Genomic DNA, 17,641 nt, shown 5'->3' with positions numbered 1-17,641 from the left:
AGGCGGCTTCCAGCCAACCCTGGCGGGCGCCTGCCATGCCGCAAACCATCACATCGGTCTGGCCGGTAGCGGGCAGCCAATCGCCCACTAGTCTAAGCAGCTCGGCTTCATACTCATCGGCCTTGAGCGACAGCATGCCCTTGTCACTGCTGGCTTGAGCAATCACTTGGTCGTGCTTGTCCAAACCCCAAGCGCGCAGGTTGCTTGAGCCCCAGTCCACGGCAATCCACGCCAGGCTTTGTGGTAACTCGCTAGCGCTCATAGGCTTTTCTCATGATTGAACGCATGGCTTACCACTCCGCAATAGAGCCGTCTTCGTGGGTCCACACCGGATTGCGCCAGCGGTGACCCACCTTGGCGCGCTCCTCAACGAATTCTTCGTTGATCTCAACGCCTAAGCCTGGCCCTTGGGGAATGGCGCAAAAGCCGTCCTCAATCGCTAAGGCTGACTTATCGACCAAGTAGTCGAGTACATCGTTGCCCTGATTGTAATGAATGCCCATGCTTTGTTCTTGAATAAAAGCGTTGTGGCTCACCGCATCCAACTGAAGCGAGGCGGCTAATGTCAGCGGGCCAAGCGGGCAGTGCGGCGCCAGGGCCACATCGTAGGCGGATGCCAGGGCGGCAATTTTAAGACCTTCACTGATACCACCGCAGTGCGAAATATCGGGCTGAATGATATCAATCATCCCATCGGCGAGCAGGTCGCGAAACTGAAAGCGGGTGTGCAGGCGCTCGCCCGTCGCCAGCGGATAACCCAGGCCCCCTGCAATATCTTTCAAGCAGGGCAGGTGCTCCGGGGCGACCGGCTCTTCCACAAACATCGGATGGAATAGCTCTAATTCGCGTAGCAGCGCTTTGGCCATTGGCCGATGTACGCGGCCGTGAAAGTCGATACCAATGCCTACATCAGGACCTACGGCATTACGGGCTTTTGCGACCCGGGCCACAGCTTCATCCACTTTGCGGTGCGAATCGACGATTTGCATCTCGGGCGTACCGTTCATTTTAAAGGCGGTAAAGCCTTTTTCGACCAGCGCTTTAGCACCCGCGCCTACATCGCTTGGGCGATCGCCACCGGTCCAAGCGTACATGCGCATCTTGTCGCGCACGGCTCCGCCGAGTAGCTGGTGAACCGGCACACCCAGATCACGACCTTTAAGATCCCATAGCGCCTGGTCGATCCCCGCGATCGCGCTCATTAGAATCGGGCCACCGCGATAAAAACCAGCGCGATACATCATGTTCCAGAGATGTTCGATGCGGTGCGGATCTTGGCCAATCAGATAGTCAGAAAGTTCATGCACGGCGGCTTCAACCGTGGCGGCGCGACCTTCTACGACGGGTTCACCCCATCCGTAGCAGCCTTCGTCAGTCTCGATCTTAAGGAATAACCAGCGCGGCGGAACCTGCCAGGTCTTGAGACGGGTGATTTTCATACTCAATCTTCCTCTTAATGATTAACTGACGATGCCAAGATCGATAGCCGTACGGCGAAGGACTTCGCGCGCTGCGGACTCGGCAGCGCTGATGTCTCGGTTGCGTATCGCTTCAAGCACCTGGCGATGGCGTGAAAGGCTGTCGTCTAAGGTGCCAGTGCGGCCTTGCGAGCCCCAAACAAGGGCCATGATAGAAGGGCGCAGCAAATGCCCCATTTGCCGCCAGACGAGATTGTGAGTAGCCCGGTAGGTCGCATCGTGAAAGGCGACGTCGTACTCGGCGTGCTGGCCACGTAAATCAGTGCTGGCAGCGGTTTTTTCCATACCGGCAAAGGCGCTTTCAAGGCGTTCAAGATCTTCAGGTAGGGCTGCCTGAGCCGCTAGCCCAGCCACCATGGGTTCGGCTGAGTAGCGAAAAGCGTAAATAGCACGTACTAACTGCGGGTCAATATTGACCAGGCCTGTCATCCACTTACTCATTAGCGGGTCGAGCAGGTGCCAGTCACCCATTTGGCGAACCAACGTGCCACGGCCTGCCGTGCGCTCTAATAGCCCCGCCGAGGTGAGAGTGGCTAGCGCGTTGCGCACTTGATTACGGCTAACCGCAAAGTGCCTAGCGATATCCAATTCGCGGGGAAAGGCGTCGCCCGGCTGCCAACGGCCTGCTAGCAATGCCTGCGCCAGTAGGCGTGCTAAATGTTCGGCACCACCTGGGTGGGGCGGCAGGGTGTCCAGCGTCATGGTGCGTCTCGTTAATAACTGTATTTAGCTCAGTTTATTAAATGTCTGACATTTGCACAACCAAACGGCTTTAGACATAAGTCCAAGTTGATTAGGCGCTAAACACAAGGGGAAGAGTGCGCAAGAGCATGGGGGGCGGAAACAGCAAAACGGCGCGCCTGATGTAGGTGCGCCGATAGGTTAATGCTTGGATAGGGATGCTAGATAATATCCGCCCGGGTGGGTAGCGCTGCATAGGAGCCTGGCCGGGTCACGGCAAAGGCACCACAGCGACAGGCGGTAGCGACTGCTTGGGTTAAAAAGTTGCTATCGCGCTGCCAGTTTTCGTTAATGCCGTGAGCCGAGAGTTCGGCGAGCAGGCCACCGATAAAGGCGTCGCCCCCGGCGGTGGTGTCAATGGCTTCAACGTTGGGTGGCGCAATGCGCTGATCAATATCGGTGCCCTTGAGTACGACGTCGTTGGGGCCATCGGTGATCAAAATAATCTTCACTCCCGCCGCTAGCCGTTCGGCTAGCCACGATTCAGCGTCATGATCGGCACGCAGGTAGTCAAGCTCTTCTTGGGAGAGCTTAAGTAGCTCTGCACCGCCGAGCAGCTGGGTGACAAGGCTGATATCTGCCTGCCCATCAGGCCACAGGTTGTGACGTAAGTTGGCGTCTACGCTGACCAGACAGCCTGCCCGCTTAGCCATGGTGGCTATCGCAAGGGTGACGGCGGCGATGTCGGGGTCGGTAAGGCTGTTACTGCAGAGGTGCAAAATGGCGGGGGTCTCGAAAACGCCCGCGGGTAGGTGCTCAAGGCGGTAGAGCAAGTCTGCGGCAGGTGGGCGATAAAAATCAAACATGCGCTCGCCAGCCTCATCACGGGAAACAAAAGCCAGCGCCGTGCGTGCTCGCTTTGTGAATACTACGCCACCGGTATCTACGCCGTGGCTATTAAGCTCTCGCACCAGGAAGTGGCCAAACGTATCATCGCCTAGCATGCCTAAAAACTGGCTGGGCACACCTAAACGAGCACAGGCGACGGCGACATTAGCGGGGGCACCACCGGCATAGGGTGTGAAGGTTTCCTGAGAAGCCGTTGAAGCCCCTAAGCGATTGGAGAGCATGTCAACGAGCGCTTCTCCAAATGCGATGACTGGCGTCATAAGCTACCTCTTATTGAGTTTGTTAGAAAACTTCTTCGTTATATAGTGCTTCTGCGGCGCCCAGCAGGCCTGTCCAGGGGGCGGTAACCACCCATATGGGAATATCCGCATTATAAGCACCTATGCGGCCTTTGTTCGCAAAGGCTGTACGTAGCTCGCTTTTCGGCAGCCATTCCAGCAGCCGTGGAAGAATGCCGCCACACAGATAAACCCCGCCGCGCGCGCCCATGGTTAACGCGGCATCGCCACTAACATCGCCTAAAATCTTAAGAAAACGCAGCAGGGCAGCGGTGGAAAGGCTATCACCTTCATTGGCAGCTGCTGTGACCTCGGCAGGGCTCGTCAGGCGCGGCTCGACACCCTCAAGAGAGCAGTAGGCTTGATAAAGCTCTAATAAGCCCTGACCGCAAAGTAGGCGCTCAACGCTAACACGCGAACGGCGTTGCTTAACAATATCTAAAATCGCGCGTTCGGTATCGTCAGTGGGGGCAAAGGTAATGTGGCCGCCCTCTGTTGGCAGAGGAATCCAGGCATGTTGACCGGGAAACACGCCAGCAACGCCTAACCCTGTGCCTGGCCCAATGACCAAGCGGGTTGAATGCGCCTGGGGATTCCCTGGTTGGATCTCCACCAAATCACCTGCCGCCACGTGGGGCACGCCCAGCGCCTGGGCGGTGAAGTCGTTAATGACTTTAAATAGCGATAAGTTCAGCGCTTGCTGAACGTCACCTTTCATAAAGTCCCAGTGGTTGTTCGTCATTTTGACCCGCTCAGCGTGAACCGGGCAGGCGAAGGCTAAGCATGCTTCTTGAGGCGTGCCTGCAGCGCTAACGCCCACGCGATTCAGGTAGTCTTGAATCGCGTCAACTACGCCGGGGTAATCGGCGCAGGGCAGGTTTAAAATATCGCGTGGGGCCATTTCACCCGGTGACACCAGCGCAAAGCGTGCGTTGGTGCCGCCAATGTCGCCGATTAATGCCGGTCGCATCAAGCATCCTCTTGTGAAATGTGCTCCTGCTGGCGCGCGAGATCATCGGCTTCAAACCCACCAAATACCCCGGCGCCTTCTTCACCGCGCATGGCCAAATGGCGAAAACCGCCAAACAATTCACGACCCAGACCCACGTGGTAATGATCTAAATTGGCAACTATCAGTTCACGCTTTGTCCAGGTAGCAGGATCCACTTTTGCTTCCAGCGTGCCTGCATTCGCATCTAAACGCACGATGTCGCCATCGCGCAACTTAGCCAGCGGGCCGCCATCCAAGGCTTCAGGGCTAATGTGAATAGCGGCAGGTACTTTGCCTGATGCGCCGGACATGCGGCCATCGGTGACCAGCGCCACTTTAAAACCACGGTCCTGCAGCACGCCTAAGAACGGCGTCAGCTTGTGAAGCTCGGGCATGCCGTTGGCTTTTGGACCCTGGAAGCGCACGACAACGATGGCGTCGCGGTCCAAACTGCCGGATTCAAAAGCGGCCTTCATTTCGTTTTGGTCTTCAAAGATTTTGACGGGTGCTTCAACAATACGATGCTCTTCCGCTACCGCCGACACTTTGATCACTCCGCGACCCAGGTTACCTTTCATTACCGTCAGGCCACCAGTGGGTGCGAAAGGTGTTGCGACAGGGCGCAGAACGTCTTCGTCAAGGCTCTTCTCAGGGCCTTCGCGCCAGACAATTTTGCCGTTCTCGATGAAAGGCTCTTGGGTGTAGGCGGTTAAATCGGTGCCGAAGACAGTAGGAATATCGCCATGAATAAGGCCCGCCGCTAACAGTTCGCGGAACAGGTAGCTCATGCCGCCCGCGGCCTGGAAGTGGTTAATATCCGCCTGGCCGTTAGGGTAAACCTGCATCAGGCTGGGAGTCACCGCCGAAAGGTCGGTGAAGTCATCCCAGTTCAGGGTGATGCCCGCAGCGGCGGCCATGGCGATCAGGTGCATCGTGTGGTTGGTTGAACCACCGGAAGCCAGCAAGCCAACCACGGCGTTAACAATCGCGCGCTCATCAATCTGTTTAAAGAACGGGCGATAGTCGCCGCCGGGTTCGGTGTTACGAATGGCCTGCTCGGTGGCGTAGCGGGTCAGTGCTTCGCGCATCTCGGTGCCGGGGTTTACAAACGAGGTGCCGGGCAGGTGTAGCCCCATCACCTCCATCATTAGCTGGTTAGAGTTGGCGGTGCCGTAAAAGGTGCAGGTGCCGGGGCTGTGGTAGGAGTCAGACTCAGCTTCAAGCAGCTCAGCGCGGCCCACTTTACCTTCTGCATAGAGTTGGCGGATGCGCGCCTTCTCTTTATTAGGCAAGCCGCTGGGCATTGGGCCCGCGGGGACAAACATGGCGGGCAGATGACCAAAGCGAGCGGCAGCGATGAATAGGCCTGGAATTATCTTGTCGCATACACCCAGATAAAGGGCAGCATCAAACATATTGTGCGATAGGCCAACGGCCGCGGACATGGCAATCACATCGCGAGAGAACAGGGAAAGCTCCATCCCTGGCTGGCCTTGAGTCACACCGTCGCACATGGCGGGCACGCCACCGGCAAACTGTGCGGTTGAGCCCATGGCACTGGCAGCTGCTTTAATCGTTTCAGGAAACGTCTCAAACGGCTGGTGCGCCGAGAGCATATCGTTGTAAGACGATATAATCCCTAAGTTGGCACTGTTCATCAGCTTGAGTTCGTTCTTATCACGCGGATTACAGGCTGCGAAACCGTGCGCTAGATTGCCGCAGCTTAGCTCAGCACGGTGCACGCCACGCTTGTGCTGGTCAGCCATGCGCTGCTCGTAGAGAGCACGACGTTCGGCAGAACGCTCACGAATGCGCTGGGTGACCTCAGCAACAACGGCGTTTAATGGGGCAGGTGTTGAACTCGGCATAGTGACCTCTGCATGATAGAGACGGTGTGTGAAGATTGTAGTTATTTTACATCCTTTAGTGGCGATATAAGAGGCGTTAGGGCAATAAAAACACTGCTTGTAGTTTTATTACCTCAAATTAGGCCGAGGTACATCACCAGCAGTGGCCTCCATGGCGTCATGAAATTCAGACGGATTGTGAGCGGCGCCCGTGAAATAGCAAGTATAGCACTCAGGCTTTTGCTACCCTTTTATACCTCGTATTTGATTATTGAATGAGCCATCGCTGAGCTGGAGCCCGCATGCATGCCACTGTTAACCGTATTCAACCCGTTAATTTTTTAGCGGGTGAGGAAGCGCGTCGCTATTTAGATACGCTGACTAAGCCTACCGGCAGCCTGGGGGCGCTGGAAGAACTGGCGATTCAGCTTAGCGCCATGACGGACGAGCTAAGGCCCAGCGTTGCAGCACCAGCAGTGATTGTCTTTGCGGCAGATCATGGCGTCGCCGTTGAAGGCGTCTCGGCTTTTCCTCAAGCGGTAACCGCGCAGATGGTAGCCAACTTTGTGCACGGCGCCGCGGCGATTAACGTCTTCGCCCGGCAAATTGGCGCCGGTGTTGAGATAGTCGATGTGGGTGTGGCAAGCCATCTAACGGAACCCAGCGTGGTCAATGCCAAGGTACGCCATGGCACCGGAAATATGCTGGTGGAAGACGCGATGCAGGCGTATGAGGCCTTGGCGGCGATTGATGCGGGCATTGCGGCCGTTGAGCGAGCCCAAAATGCCGGCACCCATTGCCTAATTATTGGCGAAATGGGTATTGCGAATACCACCGCCAGTAGCGCGATGTTAGCGGTTTTGACCGGCGAATCAGTGGCAGGCCTAGTAGGCGCGGGTACGGGGATTAACAGCGCCCAGCAAGCACATAAAATCACCGTGATTGAGCGTGCTATTGCCGCACGGGGAACTGACCCTCAGGCACCTTTTGACGTGCTGGCTAAGCTGGGCGGTTTGGAAATCGCCGCCATGGTCGGCGCTTACTTGGCGGCGGCTGCCCAACGGCTACCGGCGATTGTCGATGGCTTTATTGCCACCGTTGCAGCGCTGACCGCTTGCCGACTCTGCCCCGCAGTGCGTGGCTATCTCATTTTTGGTCATCGTTCCCAAGAGCCGGGGCACGATATTGCGTTAGCGGCCTTAGCAGCAAAGCCCTTGCTTGCTATGAACATGCGGCTAGGCGAAGGCAGCGGTGCGGCGCTGGCGTATCCGTTGCTACAGGCGGCAACCGCCATGATGCGCGAAATGGCCACGTTTGACTCGGCGGGCGTTAGTGACAAGGCGAAGCCATGATCGCGGGCGCCACGCTAGGTGGGGCAGGTTTGATCATGCTGGCCATTATGATTGATTTAATCGTTGGCGACCCGCGCTCGTGGCCGCATCCGGTGGTGTTGATCGGGCGTTTCATTGGCGTATTTGAGCGGCGCTGGAATCGTGGCTCCGCTGCTGCGCGCAGGTTTAGCGGATTGCTATTAACGGTCAGCGTGGTGGGCGGCGTATTGGGTGCCAGCTGGCTGTTGCTTTGGGCATTAGCACAGCTGCACCCAGGCTTGGCGCTTATCGCCGAGCTTTGGCTGCTTTCCACCACGCTCGCTATTAAGGGCTTGGGTGAGGCGGCGCGCGGCGTTGCCGTGCCGCTGACTAACGGTGATTTACCCGCAGCGCGCCAAGCGCTGAGTATGATTGTGGGGCGCGATACCCACCCGCTAAATGAAGCCGATATTACTCGCGCCACGGTGGAAACCGTGGCAGAAAATACCGTAGACGGCATTGTTGCACCGTTATTTTTTGCTTTCATTGGCGGGGCACCGTTAGCGCTGGCCTATAAAGCAGTGAATACCTTGGATTCGATGGTCGGCTATCAAAACCAGCGCTACAGCGATTTTGGGTTTTTTTCTGCCAAGCTAGACGATATCGCCAACTGGCTACCGGCGCGCTTAACAGCGCTGTGTCTGTGGCTTGCAGGCCTGCTATTAAGCACTGCGGGTGTGTTATCTGTGCGCTGGAAAGGTGCGCTGCGCAGTACCTGTCACGATGCGCCGCGCCACCTAAGCCCAAACGCTGGCTGGCCGGAGGCAATGGTCGCCCACTTGCTGGGCGTGCAGTTGGGCGGCACGAGCTTCTACCAAGGCCTAGCATCGCACCGCGCGACGCTAGGCGAACCCATCAACGTGCTGCGGGTTGCACACATCAGCGCCACGGTGCGTTTAATGCACGGTGCGTGGCTGTTGTTTACGCTACTCTTTGTTCTTCTAATGGTCGTACCGATAGCGATGAAGATGCTTATCTTCTCGGGGGTAATATGAATGAGCTTGAATGGCCCAGTCACGGCGGCCAAGCCGAGGTACTGTTAGCACATTTCAATTTGCCCGCAGATCATCGCCTGGAAGATTTTAGTGCCAACCTTAACCCCATGGGCCCGCCCGCATGGGTTCGCGATTGGTTGATGGAACAACTGGCCGGTGTTGAGTGCTACCCGGCACCCGATTACCATGCTGCCCGTCAGGCGATTGCCGCACATCATCAGCTTCAGCCCGAACAAGTGCTGCTGACCAACGGCGGAGCCGAGGCAATTTTTCTCGCTGCCGCGCTGCATGCCGGTCAGCGAGCCGCCATCATTACACCCACCTTTGGCGAGTATGACAGCGCTTGTCGCGCTCACCGGCTTTCTGTCACGGCGTTACCACTGGCCGCGCCGAACTTTACGCTGGCGTGTGATCCGCTTCTAGAAGCGCTAGTCGACCACGATGTGCTGTTCCTTTGTCGACCTAATAATCCGACAGCAACGCTTATAGATACCCCGGCCATGCTGAGTTTGTTGGAGCGCACCGCGGCGCTTGGTTGTCGCGTGGTGGTTGATGAAGCCTTTATCGATATGGTTGATGACACCCAGCAAACGGCCTCGCTGGCAGCTTTGTTAACGCGCTTTCCGCATCTGATATTGCTGCACTCAATGACCAAGTTTTATACCTTACCGGGACTTCGTATGGGCTATATGCTGGCGGATGAAGCCACCATTAGCGCGGCAGAGGCTCATCAGCCACCCTGGAATGTTAATCATTTGGCGGCCGAGCTGGTGGCGCCGCTGCTTGCAGATGATGCTTTTGCACGACGCACTCAGCGATGGCTTGCCAGTGAGCATCCGCGCATGGCTCAAGCGCTGTCTCAACTAGGGCTGGACGTCGTGCCTAGCCATGCCTGCTTCTTTTTAATTAGGCCCGGCGCCCAGCATAAGATTACCTGTGATGCACTGTTTGAAAAGCTGCTGCGCCGGGGTGTGCTGGTACGCCACACGCATAACTTTGCCGGGCTAAACGGTGGCTGGCTGCGTGTGGCGCTGCGCGATGCGCCTGCCAATCAACGGCTGATGAAGGTTTTGCATGATTGTCTTTGTTAGCGGCGGGGCGCGCTCAGGTAAAAGCGCCATCGCTGAGCAGCAAGTGCTAAAGGCGGCCGCTGGCAGCCTTTGCTATTACCTGGCCACTGCCAGCGTGTATGACGAGGAGATGGCCGAGCGGGTGGCCCTCCATCGGGAGTCCAGGCGCGCGCTGTCACAATCTGTACAGTGGCAAACCATCGAAGCGCCGCTGGCAATCGATCAAGCGATTGCCGAGCTGCCCGCTAACAGTGTCGTGCTGCTTGATTGCTTAACGCTATGGGCCAGCCAAGTGCTATATGCCAGTGAGCTGAGTGACGAGGAAGGCTTTACGCTGTTGGGCAATAGTCTTTGTGATGCTCGAGCACGCAGTATGCATTTAGTGATTGTCTCTAACGATATCAATGAATCGCTGCTGCCCACCGATGCCGAGACCTGGCGCTACCTCGCGTTTCTACAGCGCGCTCACCGCTGGGTAGCGGCAGAGGCGGACTCAGTGATAGAGGTGGTGGCAGGCTGCGCGGTGGAGTGGAAACCAGTTAGCGGATGCTATTTATGAACGGGCGGTCATTATGAAAGATGCCCTATGGGGGTTGGTGTTAGCACTGCAGTTTCTTACCCGCATTCCACTTCCTGTTGCCTGCCCATGGACGCCAGACACACGCCGCTGGGCAGTGCGCTCCTACCCGTTGGCGGGATTGTTGATTGGCGGCGTATTGGCGCTCGTCGCACTGCTTTTGCAAAACGCTCCGGTACCGATCACGGCGCTGGCCGTGCTAAGCGTGTGGGTGGCGTTATCGGGTGGCCTGCATTTAGACGGAGTGATGGATATCGCTGATGCGCTGGGCAGCAATCAGCCGCTGGCGCGCCGCTGGGAAATCATGAAGGACCCCCAGGTTGGTAGCTTCGGCATATTGGCGCTAGTGTTTTTACTCGCCTGGAAAGGCATTTTACTATGGGCGCTGCTTCACTATCAGGCGCCACTCTGGTGGCTAGTGGCGATGCCCGCGTTAGGCCGCTGGGCCGGCGTTGCCTTGCTGGTGCTGACACCCTGCGCTCAATCGCAAGGCTTGGCATGGAGCTGGCAGCAGTCGCTTAGCGGTCAGGACGTTGCGCTAGCGCTATTGCCGATGGCGCTGTTAGCCCTGCTAGTGCCTTCCACTGTGTTAATGCTGCTAGCGGTCGCGGTCTTTGTAATGATCATGCGTGGGGCCATGATGCGATTATTCAACGGCATTAACGGCGATATGGTCGGTGCCACGATTGAAGGAGGAGAGCTTTGGCTACTGATCTTAGTGTGGAGCTGGTGGCAGTTCGCCACGGTATCACCGCCTGGAATCTAGAGCGCCGTTATCAAGGCCAGCGCGACATTCCGCTGCTTTTCCCCGATGCGCAGGCGGGGTTGATAACCCTGCGTGAAGCGCTGGCGATTGAGTCGTTTGATTCCATTTACTCAAGCGATCTACACCGCTGCCAGCAAACGCTGGAATGGTCGCAGGCGGCAGATACGGGCGCGCCGGTGCACCTTGATGCGCGCCTTCGCGAGCTAGATTTTGGCGACTACGAAGGTAAGGTTTACGACGAGCTGAAAGACTTGCCGCACTATCGTGCTTGGATTGACAGTGTGGGTGAGCTGCAAATCCCCGGCGGCGAGTCTGCCGCCCAGTTGCGTGTGCGTTTGGATGCCTGGCTGTATGATTTGGCGGCTAGTGCCAGGGTCCAGGGTCAGCGAAAAATTCTGGCCGTGACCCACGGCGGCGTTATTCGTGAGCTGCGCAGGCGCTTTGAAACTATCCACTTTTGGGACGCCACGGTACTTCAAGCAGAGGGTAGGCGCTGGCAGCTCTCGTATCACGTTGATGAAAAGGAACAAGGAGAATGGCAATGCAGCTCTTCATCGGCGGTGCCTGCGCTGGCAAGCGCGATGTCGTAGCCGCTCGCTTTCCCGCCGCCACTAGCTGGCGACTCAATGCCCATAAGCCGCTGAGTGATTGTCAGTCAGCGCTTTCTAGCCACTCGCCGCTTGTAATTAATGGTGTGCTTGATTGGCTCAGCGCCGGTTTAGAAACAACTGATAGCGACACGCTGCGCCAACGCTGGCAGGGCGATATACAACAGCTCTGTCAGCGCGCTGAAACACTCAGCGCAGCGATAATTATCATCGCTACTGACGTTGGGCGCGGCATTGTGCCCATGCAGCCCTCGCAACGTCGCCTGCGCGATGTAAATGGTTGGTTCACTCAAGATATGACCGCCCGCGCTGAGCGGGTCTGGTATGTCCGCCACGGGCTGGTGCTGGGGATTAAATAAGTGCTTATCCCTTAGTTAAAGGCCTGCTCACGGCGCTTTAATTGATCTTCTCTTTCAATTGACCTCCTCATAGCAAGTTGCTAGCTTACGCGCACTCTCAGGTGCTGGCGGTATAAAAGCCGCTAGTGAAACGGGAAGTTGGTGAACGCCTCGCGTGATTCCAACGCTGCCCCCGCAACGGTGATCGAGATAAGAACGGCTAAAACGCCACTGTGCCTTGGCATGGGAAGGTGGTCGTTCAGAAAGGAGTGGGCCTTGTTAGGTGCGCCTTTCGCTCGTCAGCCCGGAGACCGGCCCGAGAGTAGCGGTTCAATAGAACCAAACTATACCGAGATGCGGTGGGCGCTCTCAGGGTGATTGACGGCGGCACGATGTGATCATGCAGTGCGACCGTTATTGCCTTGCTATGCCTAGTTATGCCCTGCGCTCGGCCAAAAAAATACGTTGTGCGGGTGAGCACGACGCGCAAGGGATCTCAAATGAACCATCGCTCTAATACCACCGCAACGCTTGCGGCGTTAGCTATGTCTGCGCTACCGCTGGCTGTTCAGGCCCAATCCACGGCGCAAAATACGCCGACAGCGGCTGAGTCACTTAACCCTGTCGTGGTCACCGCAGCACTGGCCCCGCGTACGGCGAATGAAAGCCTGTCGTCGGTAACCGTGATAGACGAAGCGACTTTTCGCCGCCAGGACCCTACCAGCATTACCGATCTTTTCCGCGGCCAGCCGGGCGTCGATGTATCTTCCAATGGCAGCTTCGGCAAAAACAGCAGCGTCTTTATTCGTGGCACCGGTAGCGGCCAAAACGTGCTGTTAATTGATGGTATCCGTCTACGTTCTGCCACTAGCGGCGGTGCAGCGTGGTCGTATCTTGACCCGCGCATGTTTGACCGTGCAGAAATTGTACGTGGCCCGCGCGGCAGCCTTTACGGTGCCGATGCGATTGGTGGCGTCATTCAGCTCTTTACGCCGCAAGGCGATGAGGAGGGGCCGCAGCCGCGTATATCGGTAGGCGGGGGCTCTTTCAATACCCAGCGGCTAAGTGCTGGCGTGAGCGGCAGTGAAGGCGGCACGCGCTATAGCTTTGCAGGAAGTCATTTCAACACCGATGGCCAGCCTGTAAGGCGCAGCGGCGACGACAAAGGTTATGACAATACGTCCGCGCTGGCGCGCGTTTCGCATACGTTTGAAAGTGGCGCGGAAATGGGCGTACTGGTGCTTCGTGCGCGCGGTAACAATGAATATGACGGCGGTGAGAACGATTTTGTCCAGCAGGTAGCGGGTGTCTATGGCGAGCTACCGCTGATGGACAACTGGCGGAGTCGACTGACGCTCAGCGAGTCCCGGGATGAAAGCGATAACGTCGCTGATTCAGGGGAGTCCGTCTTTAATACCAAAGTGCGTACCGCTCGCTGGGAAAACACCTTCACGGCGGGAGTGCATGAGCTAATCGCCGGCGCTGAGTACAGCGAAGACAGGGTAAGCGGCACGACGGCATACGATGAAAATAGCCGCAGCAATGCCGCCGTGTTTTCTCAAGCGCTGCTGGATTTCTCGCCGTTTATGCTTCAGGCCAGCCTTCGCTTTGACGATAACGAAGCCTATGGCAATGAAGTAACGGGTAGCCTGGGGTTGGGTTACGACTTAGATGGCCATCATACGTTACGCACGAGCTACGGGACGGCATTTAATGCGCCTACCTATAACCAGCTATATTTCCCCGGCTTTGGCAATCCTGATTTAGAGTCGGAAACGTCTGAATCAATTGAAGTCGGCGTGCGTGGCCAGTACGCAAGCTGGTTCTGGGATGCCGCTATCTATCAAACGGATATCGATAACCTGATCGCAGGGCAGGGTGTTCAGTTCAACGTGCCCACATCACGCATTCGTGGTGCTGAGCTTGCAAGCGGCGTTGAGATTAATGATTGGACGCTGGCCGCCGCACTGACCTATACCGATCCGGAAAACCGCCTGACGGGTAATCGTTTGCAAAATCGCGCCACGCAAAGTGTGCGCTTAGATGCTGATCGCGAGCTGGGCGAGTGGTCGTTGGGAGGCTCGTGGGTAGTGCAAAATCATCGCTATCGTGATGCGCAAAATAACGATCGCCTTAGTGGCTATGGGCTTGTTAACCTTCGTGCTGGCTGGCAGTTCGCTCCGCTTTGGAGTGCCCGTGTGACGGTTGAAAACGCGCTGGATCAAGACTACATCACCACGCGTTCCTTTGACGGCGCGGACTACATTAACGCAGGCCGAGCAGGATTTTTGAGTGTGCACTTTGGCCAATAGGAAAAATCACCGACTGTGCGGGGCCTTAGGCCTCGCGCTGTTGGTCGCATCGGTCGCATCGTACGCCGATAGCCCTGCGCGCTGCGCAATCGATGACCGTGACCGTGAGGTGTGCCTTCACTCGGCAGCTAAGCGTATTGCTACCCTTTCGCCGGGGGCGACTGAGCTGACGTACGCAGCCGGTGCCGGCGACCAAGTGGTGGCAGTGGTGTCTTACAGCGACTACCCGCCTGACGCTAAAAACGTGGTCTCGGTAGGTAGCCATACCCGCATTGATTTAGAAGCGCTGGTAGGTCTGGCGCCCGATCTAGTGATCGGCTGGGTAACAGGCAACCCGGCAGAGCAGCTTGAAACGCTGAAAGCACTGGGGATGCCGGTGTTTTACATTGAGCCCCGCAGCATGGAAGGCGTGGCCAGCGCCATCGAACGCTTGGCACGCTTGGCCGGTACTGAAGCTGCCGGACAGGCCGTTGCCGATAATTTCCGTATGACCATGACCGAGCTTGCCGAGCGCTACAGCGAGCGCGAACCGGTGCCGACGTTCTACCAAGTGTGGGATGAACCATTGATGAGCGTTAATGACCAGCACCTTATTGGCCAAGTGGTCACACTGTGTGGCGGTGTTAACGTCTTCGGTGGGCAGTCGAGGCTTGTCCCACGCATCGACGATGAAGCCGTGCTGGCCGCTAACCCTGAAGTCATTGTTGCCGGCGGCATGGGGGAGGAGAATCGTCACTGGCTCACGCACTGGGAGCAGTATTCTAGCCTGATGGCCGTATCTGAAGATAACCTGTTTTTCGTACCGCCATCGCTCATACAGCGCCCCACGCCACGCCTCATGGAGGGCACTCAGCTGCTCTGTGAGAAGCTTGATATCGCCCGCCAAAAGCGCAGGAATACTTAATGCTAACGCGCCTGGGCCTGCCACTTGGCCTATTGCTGCTAGCGGCGCTGGGTGCGCTGCTGGTAGCGTTGGGTGTTGGCAGTGCGCAGATTTCCCCCGCACAAATTTGGGCTGTGGTGACGGGCGATGGCGGGCAGGGCGATGCCTTGGCGCGGGTCATGGTGCTAGAACTGCGCTTGCCGCGTGCGCTTTCAGCTTTTGCGGTGGGTGGTTTGCTAGCGGTAGCTGGGGCTTTAATGCAGGTGCTACTGCGAAACCCTCTGGCCGACCCTTATGTGCTTGGGCTTTCTGGAGGTGCCTCGATTGGCGCGCTTGCGGCTATGTTGGCAGGGCTAGGGGGGTTAGCCATCTCAAGTTCGGCGTTTGGCGGCGCGCTGTTTTCTACCTTTCTAGTGTTTGGGCTGGCGCACGGCAGCGGCAGTTGGACACCTTCTCGACTGCTGCTCACGGGGGTTGTCGTCGCGGCGGGGTGGGGCGCGGTGATTACGTTGATGTTGGCCTTAAGCCCAGCCGAACGACTGCCGGGCATGCTCTATTGGCTGATGGGCGATCTTTCCTACGCCCGAACGCCGTGGCCGCCGCTACTGCTGCTATTAGCTACATGCGTGGTGCTAATTCCGTTGGGGCGTAGCTTAAACGTTCTGGCGCGTGGCCCGCAGCAGGCCGCCGCGCTGGGCGTTGCAGTCAAGCCGCTTGAGTGGTGTATCTACGTTGCCGCCAGCTTACTGACGGCGGCGGCGGTCACGACCGCGGGTAGTATTGGTTTTGTGGGATTGGTGGTGCCGCATATGCTGCGTTTGGTGTTGGGTAATGATCAGCGGCTGATACTGCCTGCTTGCGCGTTAGCCGGTGGCACGCTGCTAGTGCTGGCCGACACGCTGGCGCGCACCATGATCGCGCCAGAACAGCTGCCGGTCGGGGTGATCACCGCGCTACTTGGCGTTCCTACCTTTTTGTTTCTGCTCTATCGGAGCCGCTGATGAGCGTACTTTCTACCCATGACCTCATCATCGATGTGCCCGGTAGAGAAAGCGGTACGCCGCTTAATATAACCATTCAGCCCGGTCAGCGTTGGGGCGTATTGGGTCCCAATGGCGCGGGTAAAACCACGCTGCTGCATACGTTGGCGGGGCTGCATGCGCCCCGGTCCGGCGAGGTTAAATTGGATGGGCAGCCCCTGAATCAACAACGCCGCCGCTATATTGCTCAGCGCTTGGGGCTGATATTTCAGGATCGCCAGGATGGCTTTCCTGCGTCGGTGTTAGAGACCGCGCTGATTGGGCGTCATCCGTACCTGTCGGCTTGGCAAATGGAGGGCGCCGCGGACTATCTGCGTGCGGAAGAAGCGCTGCAGCGCTTAGACGTGGCGCATTTACGTGACCGCTTGGTCAGCACGCTTTCGGGCGGCGAGCGCCAGCGCGTGGCGATTGCCACCGTGCTAACGCAGGCGCCTAGCGTGTGGCTGGCCGATGAGCCCACCAATCATCTTGATCTTCATCATCAAAGCTCAGTGATGACGCTCATGGCCGAGCAGGCCGCTTCCGGCCATGCGGTAATGATGTGTCTGCACGATCTCAACTTGGCGGCCCGTTGGTGCGACCATGTCCTGCTGCTTTATCCTAATGGCGAGGCCTGTTGGGGCACGCGGGATAGCATGCTGGTGCCTAGCGCATTGGAAAAGCTATATCGCCAGCGGCTAGTGGTGGTTGAGGTGGATGGCGCACCGGTGTTTGTGCCCATCAACGGATAATCTATTTCTAAAACCCTCCGTGATAAACCCCTTCACACCTGATTCTTGGCCTACACTGAATATTGACGCGGGCCACTGCTGGCCCGGTCGGTTAATGAATGATCCTATCGATATTGCATCTGCAAAAACGGGAGGTCGTTATGATCCATCATGTTTGGGGGCTCCTCCATCATCCTGAACGAGAATGGCATAAGATCAGTGACGAGCATGAAACGGTCACTCATCTTTATGCCCACCACGTTCTCTTGCTTGCCGCTATCCCCGTCATCTGTGCACTGATTGGAACCACTCAGGTTGGCTGGACCTATGGCGGCAGTGACACCTATAAAGTGTCTCTCTCAAACGGCATTGCGCTAGGCGTGGCTTTTTATGCGCTGATACTGCTGGCCGTGGGCATTGTAGGCAGCGTGATCTATTGGATGGCCCGCGATATAGAGCAGCGCCCCAGCCGCCGCGACTGCCTTATCTTTGCGGGCTACATTGCGACCCCCATGTTTATATGCGGGATTTTCGCGCTATATCCGGTTTTCTGGCTCTGTATGCTGGGGATGATCGTTGGGCTGGTGTATTCCGGCTACCTGCTCTACAGAGGGACGCCCAGTTTTCTAGGCATTAGCCATCAGCGTGGATTCATTCTTTCAATCAAAACATTGGGGATCGGTGTCTTGGTGCTAGAAGCGCTGCTCGTTGTTACGGTGCTGCTGTGGAGCATGGGTACTGAGCACAGCATCGTCTGGGAGTTTTTTAGGTAGTTCAGTAGCCGGCTG

Annotated in this window: 18 protein-coding genes and 1 riboswitch; of the genes, 12 read left to right on the top strand and 6 right to left on the bottom strand. The window is 57.2% G+C overall.

Annotated features, from left to right (window positions below):
- The 6 genes from ACTH5D_RS09085 to edd form a co-directional block, all read right to left on the bottom strand.
- A partial coding sequence (locus ACTH5D_RS09085) for a 2-dehydro-3-deoxygalactonokinase (RefSeq protein ID WP_441670410.1) occupies positions 1-262 on the bottom strand: 262 nt, incomplete at its 3' end.
- A gap of 28 nt (positions 263-290) precedes the next feature.
- Entirely contained in the window at positions 291-1,439 is a 1,149-nt protein-coding gene (gene dgoD / locus ACTH5D_RS09080; RefSeq protein WP_441670408.1) for a galactonate dehydratase, read from the bottom strand.
- A 21-nt stretch (positions 1,440-1,460) separates the two neighbouring features.
- Positions 1,461-2,180 (bottom strand): FadR/GntR family transcriptional regulator, encoded by a 720-nt coding sequence (locus ACTH5D_RS09075; RefSeq protein ID WP_441670406.1) that lies wholly within the window; start codon positions 2,178-2,180, stop codon positions 1,461-1,463.
- Positions 2,181-2,380: 200 nt separating this feature from the next.
- The gene (locus ACTH5D_RS09070; protein ID WP_441670404.1) at positions 2,381-3,328 is read right to left on the bottom strand and encodes a carbohydrate kinase family protein; all 948 of its coding nucleotides are present in this window, start codon (positions 3,326-3,328) and stop codon (positions 2,381-2,383) included.
- 22 nt (positions 3,329-3,350) lie between these two features.
- Positions 3,351-4,316 (bottom strand): glucokinase, encoded by a 966-nt coding sequence (glk, locus tag ACTH5D_RS09065; RefSeq protein ID WP_441670402.1) that lies wholly within the window; start codon positions 4,314-4,316, stop codon positions 3,351-3,353.
- Positions 4,316-6,205, bottom strand: coding sequence for a phosphogluconate dehydratase (edd, locus tag ACTH5D_RS09060; RefSeq protein ID WP_441670400.1), 1,890 nt, complete (start codon positions 6,203-6,205; stop codon positions 4,316-4,318). Before edd ends, glk begins: the two co-directional genes overlap by 1 nt.
- A 281-nt stretch (positions 6,206-6,486) precedes the next feature.
- Between edd and cobT the strand changes: the two genes are divergently transcribed.
- The 12 genes from cobT (at position 6,487) to ACTH5D_RS09000 (ending at position 17,626) form a co-directional block, all read left to right on the top strand.
- On the top strand, positions 6,487-7,536 hold the full coding sequence (gene cobT, locus ACTH5D_RS09055; RefSeq protein ID WP_441670398.1) for a nicotinate-nucleotide--dimethylbenzimidazole phosphoribosyltransferase: 1,050 nt from the start codon (positions 6,487-6,489) through the stop codon (positions 7,534-7,536).
- A complete protein-coding gene (gene cbiB, locus ACTH5D_RS09050; protein ID WP_441670396.1) occupies positions 7,533-8,549 on the top strand; it encodes an adenosylcobinamide-phosphate synthase CbiB in 1,017 nt (338 codons plus the stop codon). The genes cobT and cbiB overlap by 4 nt, the downstream gene beginning before the upstream one ends.
- Positions 8,546-9,640, top strand: a complete 1,095-nt coding sequence (cobD, locus tag ACTH5D_RS09045) for a threonine-phosphate decarboxylase CobD (protein WP_441670394.1) — start codon at positions 8,546-8,548, stop codon at positions 9,638-9,640. The genes cbiB and cobD overlap by 4 nt, the downstream gene beginning before the upstream one ends.
- Positions 9,624-10,178: a bifunctional adenosylcobinamide kinase/adenosylcobinamide-phosphate guanylyltransferase gene (locus ACTH5D_RS09040; protein WP_441670392.1), complete on the top strand. Its 555-nt coding sequence runs from the start codon at positions 9,624-9,626 to the stop codon at positions 10,176-10,178. The genes cobD and ACTH5D_RS09040 overlap by 17 nt, the downstream gene beginning before the upstream one ends.
- A 13-nt stretch (positions 10,179-10,191) precedes the next feature.
- Entirely contained in the window at positions 10,192-10,962 is a 771-nt protein-coding gene (gene cobS, locus ACTH5D_RS09035; RefSeq protein WP_441670390.1) for an adenosylcobinamide-GDP ribazoletransferase, read from the top strand.
- Positions 10,899-11,552: a histidine phosphatase family protein gene (locus tag ACTH5D_RS09030; RefSeq protein WP_441670388.1), complete on the top strand. Its 654-nt coding sequence runs from the start codon at positions 10,899-10,901 to the stop codon at positions 11,550-11,552. Before cobS ends, ACTH5D_RS09030 begins: the two co-directional genes overlap by 64 nt.
- Entirely contained in the window at positions 11,504-11,929 is a 426-nt protein-coding gene (locus ACTH5D_RS09025) for a bifunctional adenosylcobinamide kinase/adenosylcobinamide-phosphate guanylyltransferase (protein WP_441670386.1), read from the top strand. Before ACTH5D_RS09030 ends, ACTH5D_RS09025 begins: the two co-directional genes overlap by 49 nt.
- A gap of 82 nt (positions 11,930-12,011) precedes the next feature.
- A riboswitch (cobalamin riboswitch) is annotated at positions 12,012-12,242 on the top strand.
- A gap of 166 nt (positions 12,243-12,408) precedes the next feature.
- The gene (locus ACTH5D_RS09020) at positions 12,409-14,220 is read left to right on the top strand and encodes a TonB-dependent receptor domain-containing protein (protein ID WP_441670384.1); all 1,812 of its coding nucleotides are present in this window, start codon (positions 12,409-12,411) and stop codon (positions 14,218-14,220) included.
- Positions 14,201-15,124, top strand: coding sequence for a cobalamin-binding protein (locus tag ACTH5D_RS09015; protein WP_441670382.1), 924 nt, complete (start codon positions 14,201-14,203; stop codon positions 15,122-15,124). The genes ACTH5D_RS09020 and ACTH5D_RS09015 overlap by 20 nt, the downstream gene beginning before the upstream one ends.
- Complete coding sequence (locus ACTH5D_RS09010) at positions 15,124-16,104, top strand: FecCD family ABC transporter permease (RefSeq protein ID WP_441670380.1); 981 nt, start codon at positions 15,124-15,126, stop codon at positions 16,102-16,104. Before ACTH5D_RS09015 ends, ACTH5D_RS09010 begins: the two co-directional genes overlap by 1 nt.
- A complete protein-coding gene (locus tag ACTH5D_RS09005) occupies positions 16,104-16,874 on the top strand; it encodes an ABC transporter ATP-binding protein (protein WP_441670378.1) in 771 nt (256 codons plus the stop codon). The genes ACTH5D_RS09010 and ACTH5D_RS09005 overlap by 1 nt, the downstream gene beginning before the upstream one ends.
- A gap of 140 nt (positions 16,875-17,014) precedes the next feature.
- Positions 17,015-17,626: a Yip1 family protein gene (locus ACTH5D_RS09000; protein WP_441670376.1), complete on the top strand. Its 612-nt coding sequence runs from the start codon at positions 17,015-17,017 to the stop codon at positions 17,624-17,626.
- Positions 17,627-17,641: the final 15 nt, after the last annotated feature.

The organism is Halomonas sp., from assembly GCF_052095695.1.
Classification (GTDB): Bacteria; Pseudomonadota; Gammaproteobacteria; order Pseudomonadales; family Halomonadaceae; genus Vreelandella.
This window is presented reverse-complemented; position numbering and strand designations above follow the sequence as displayed.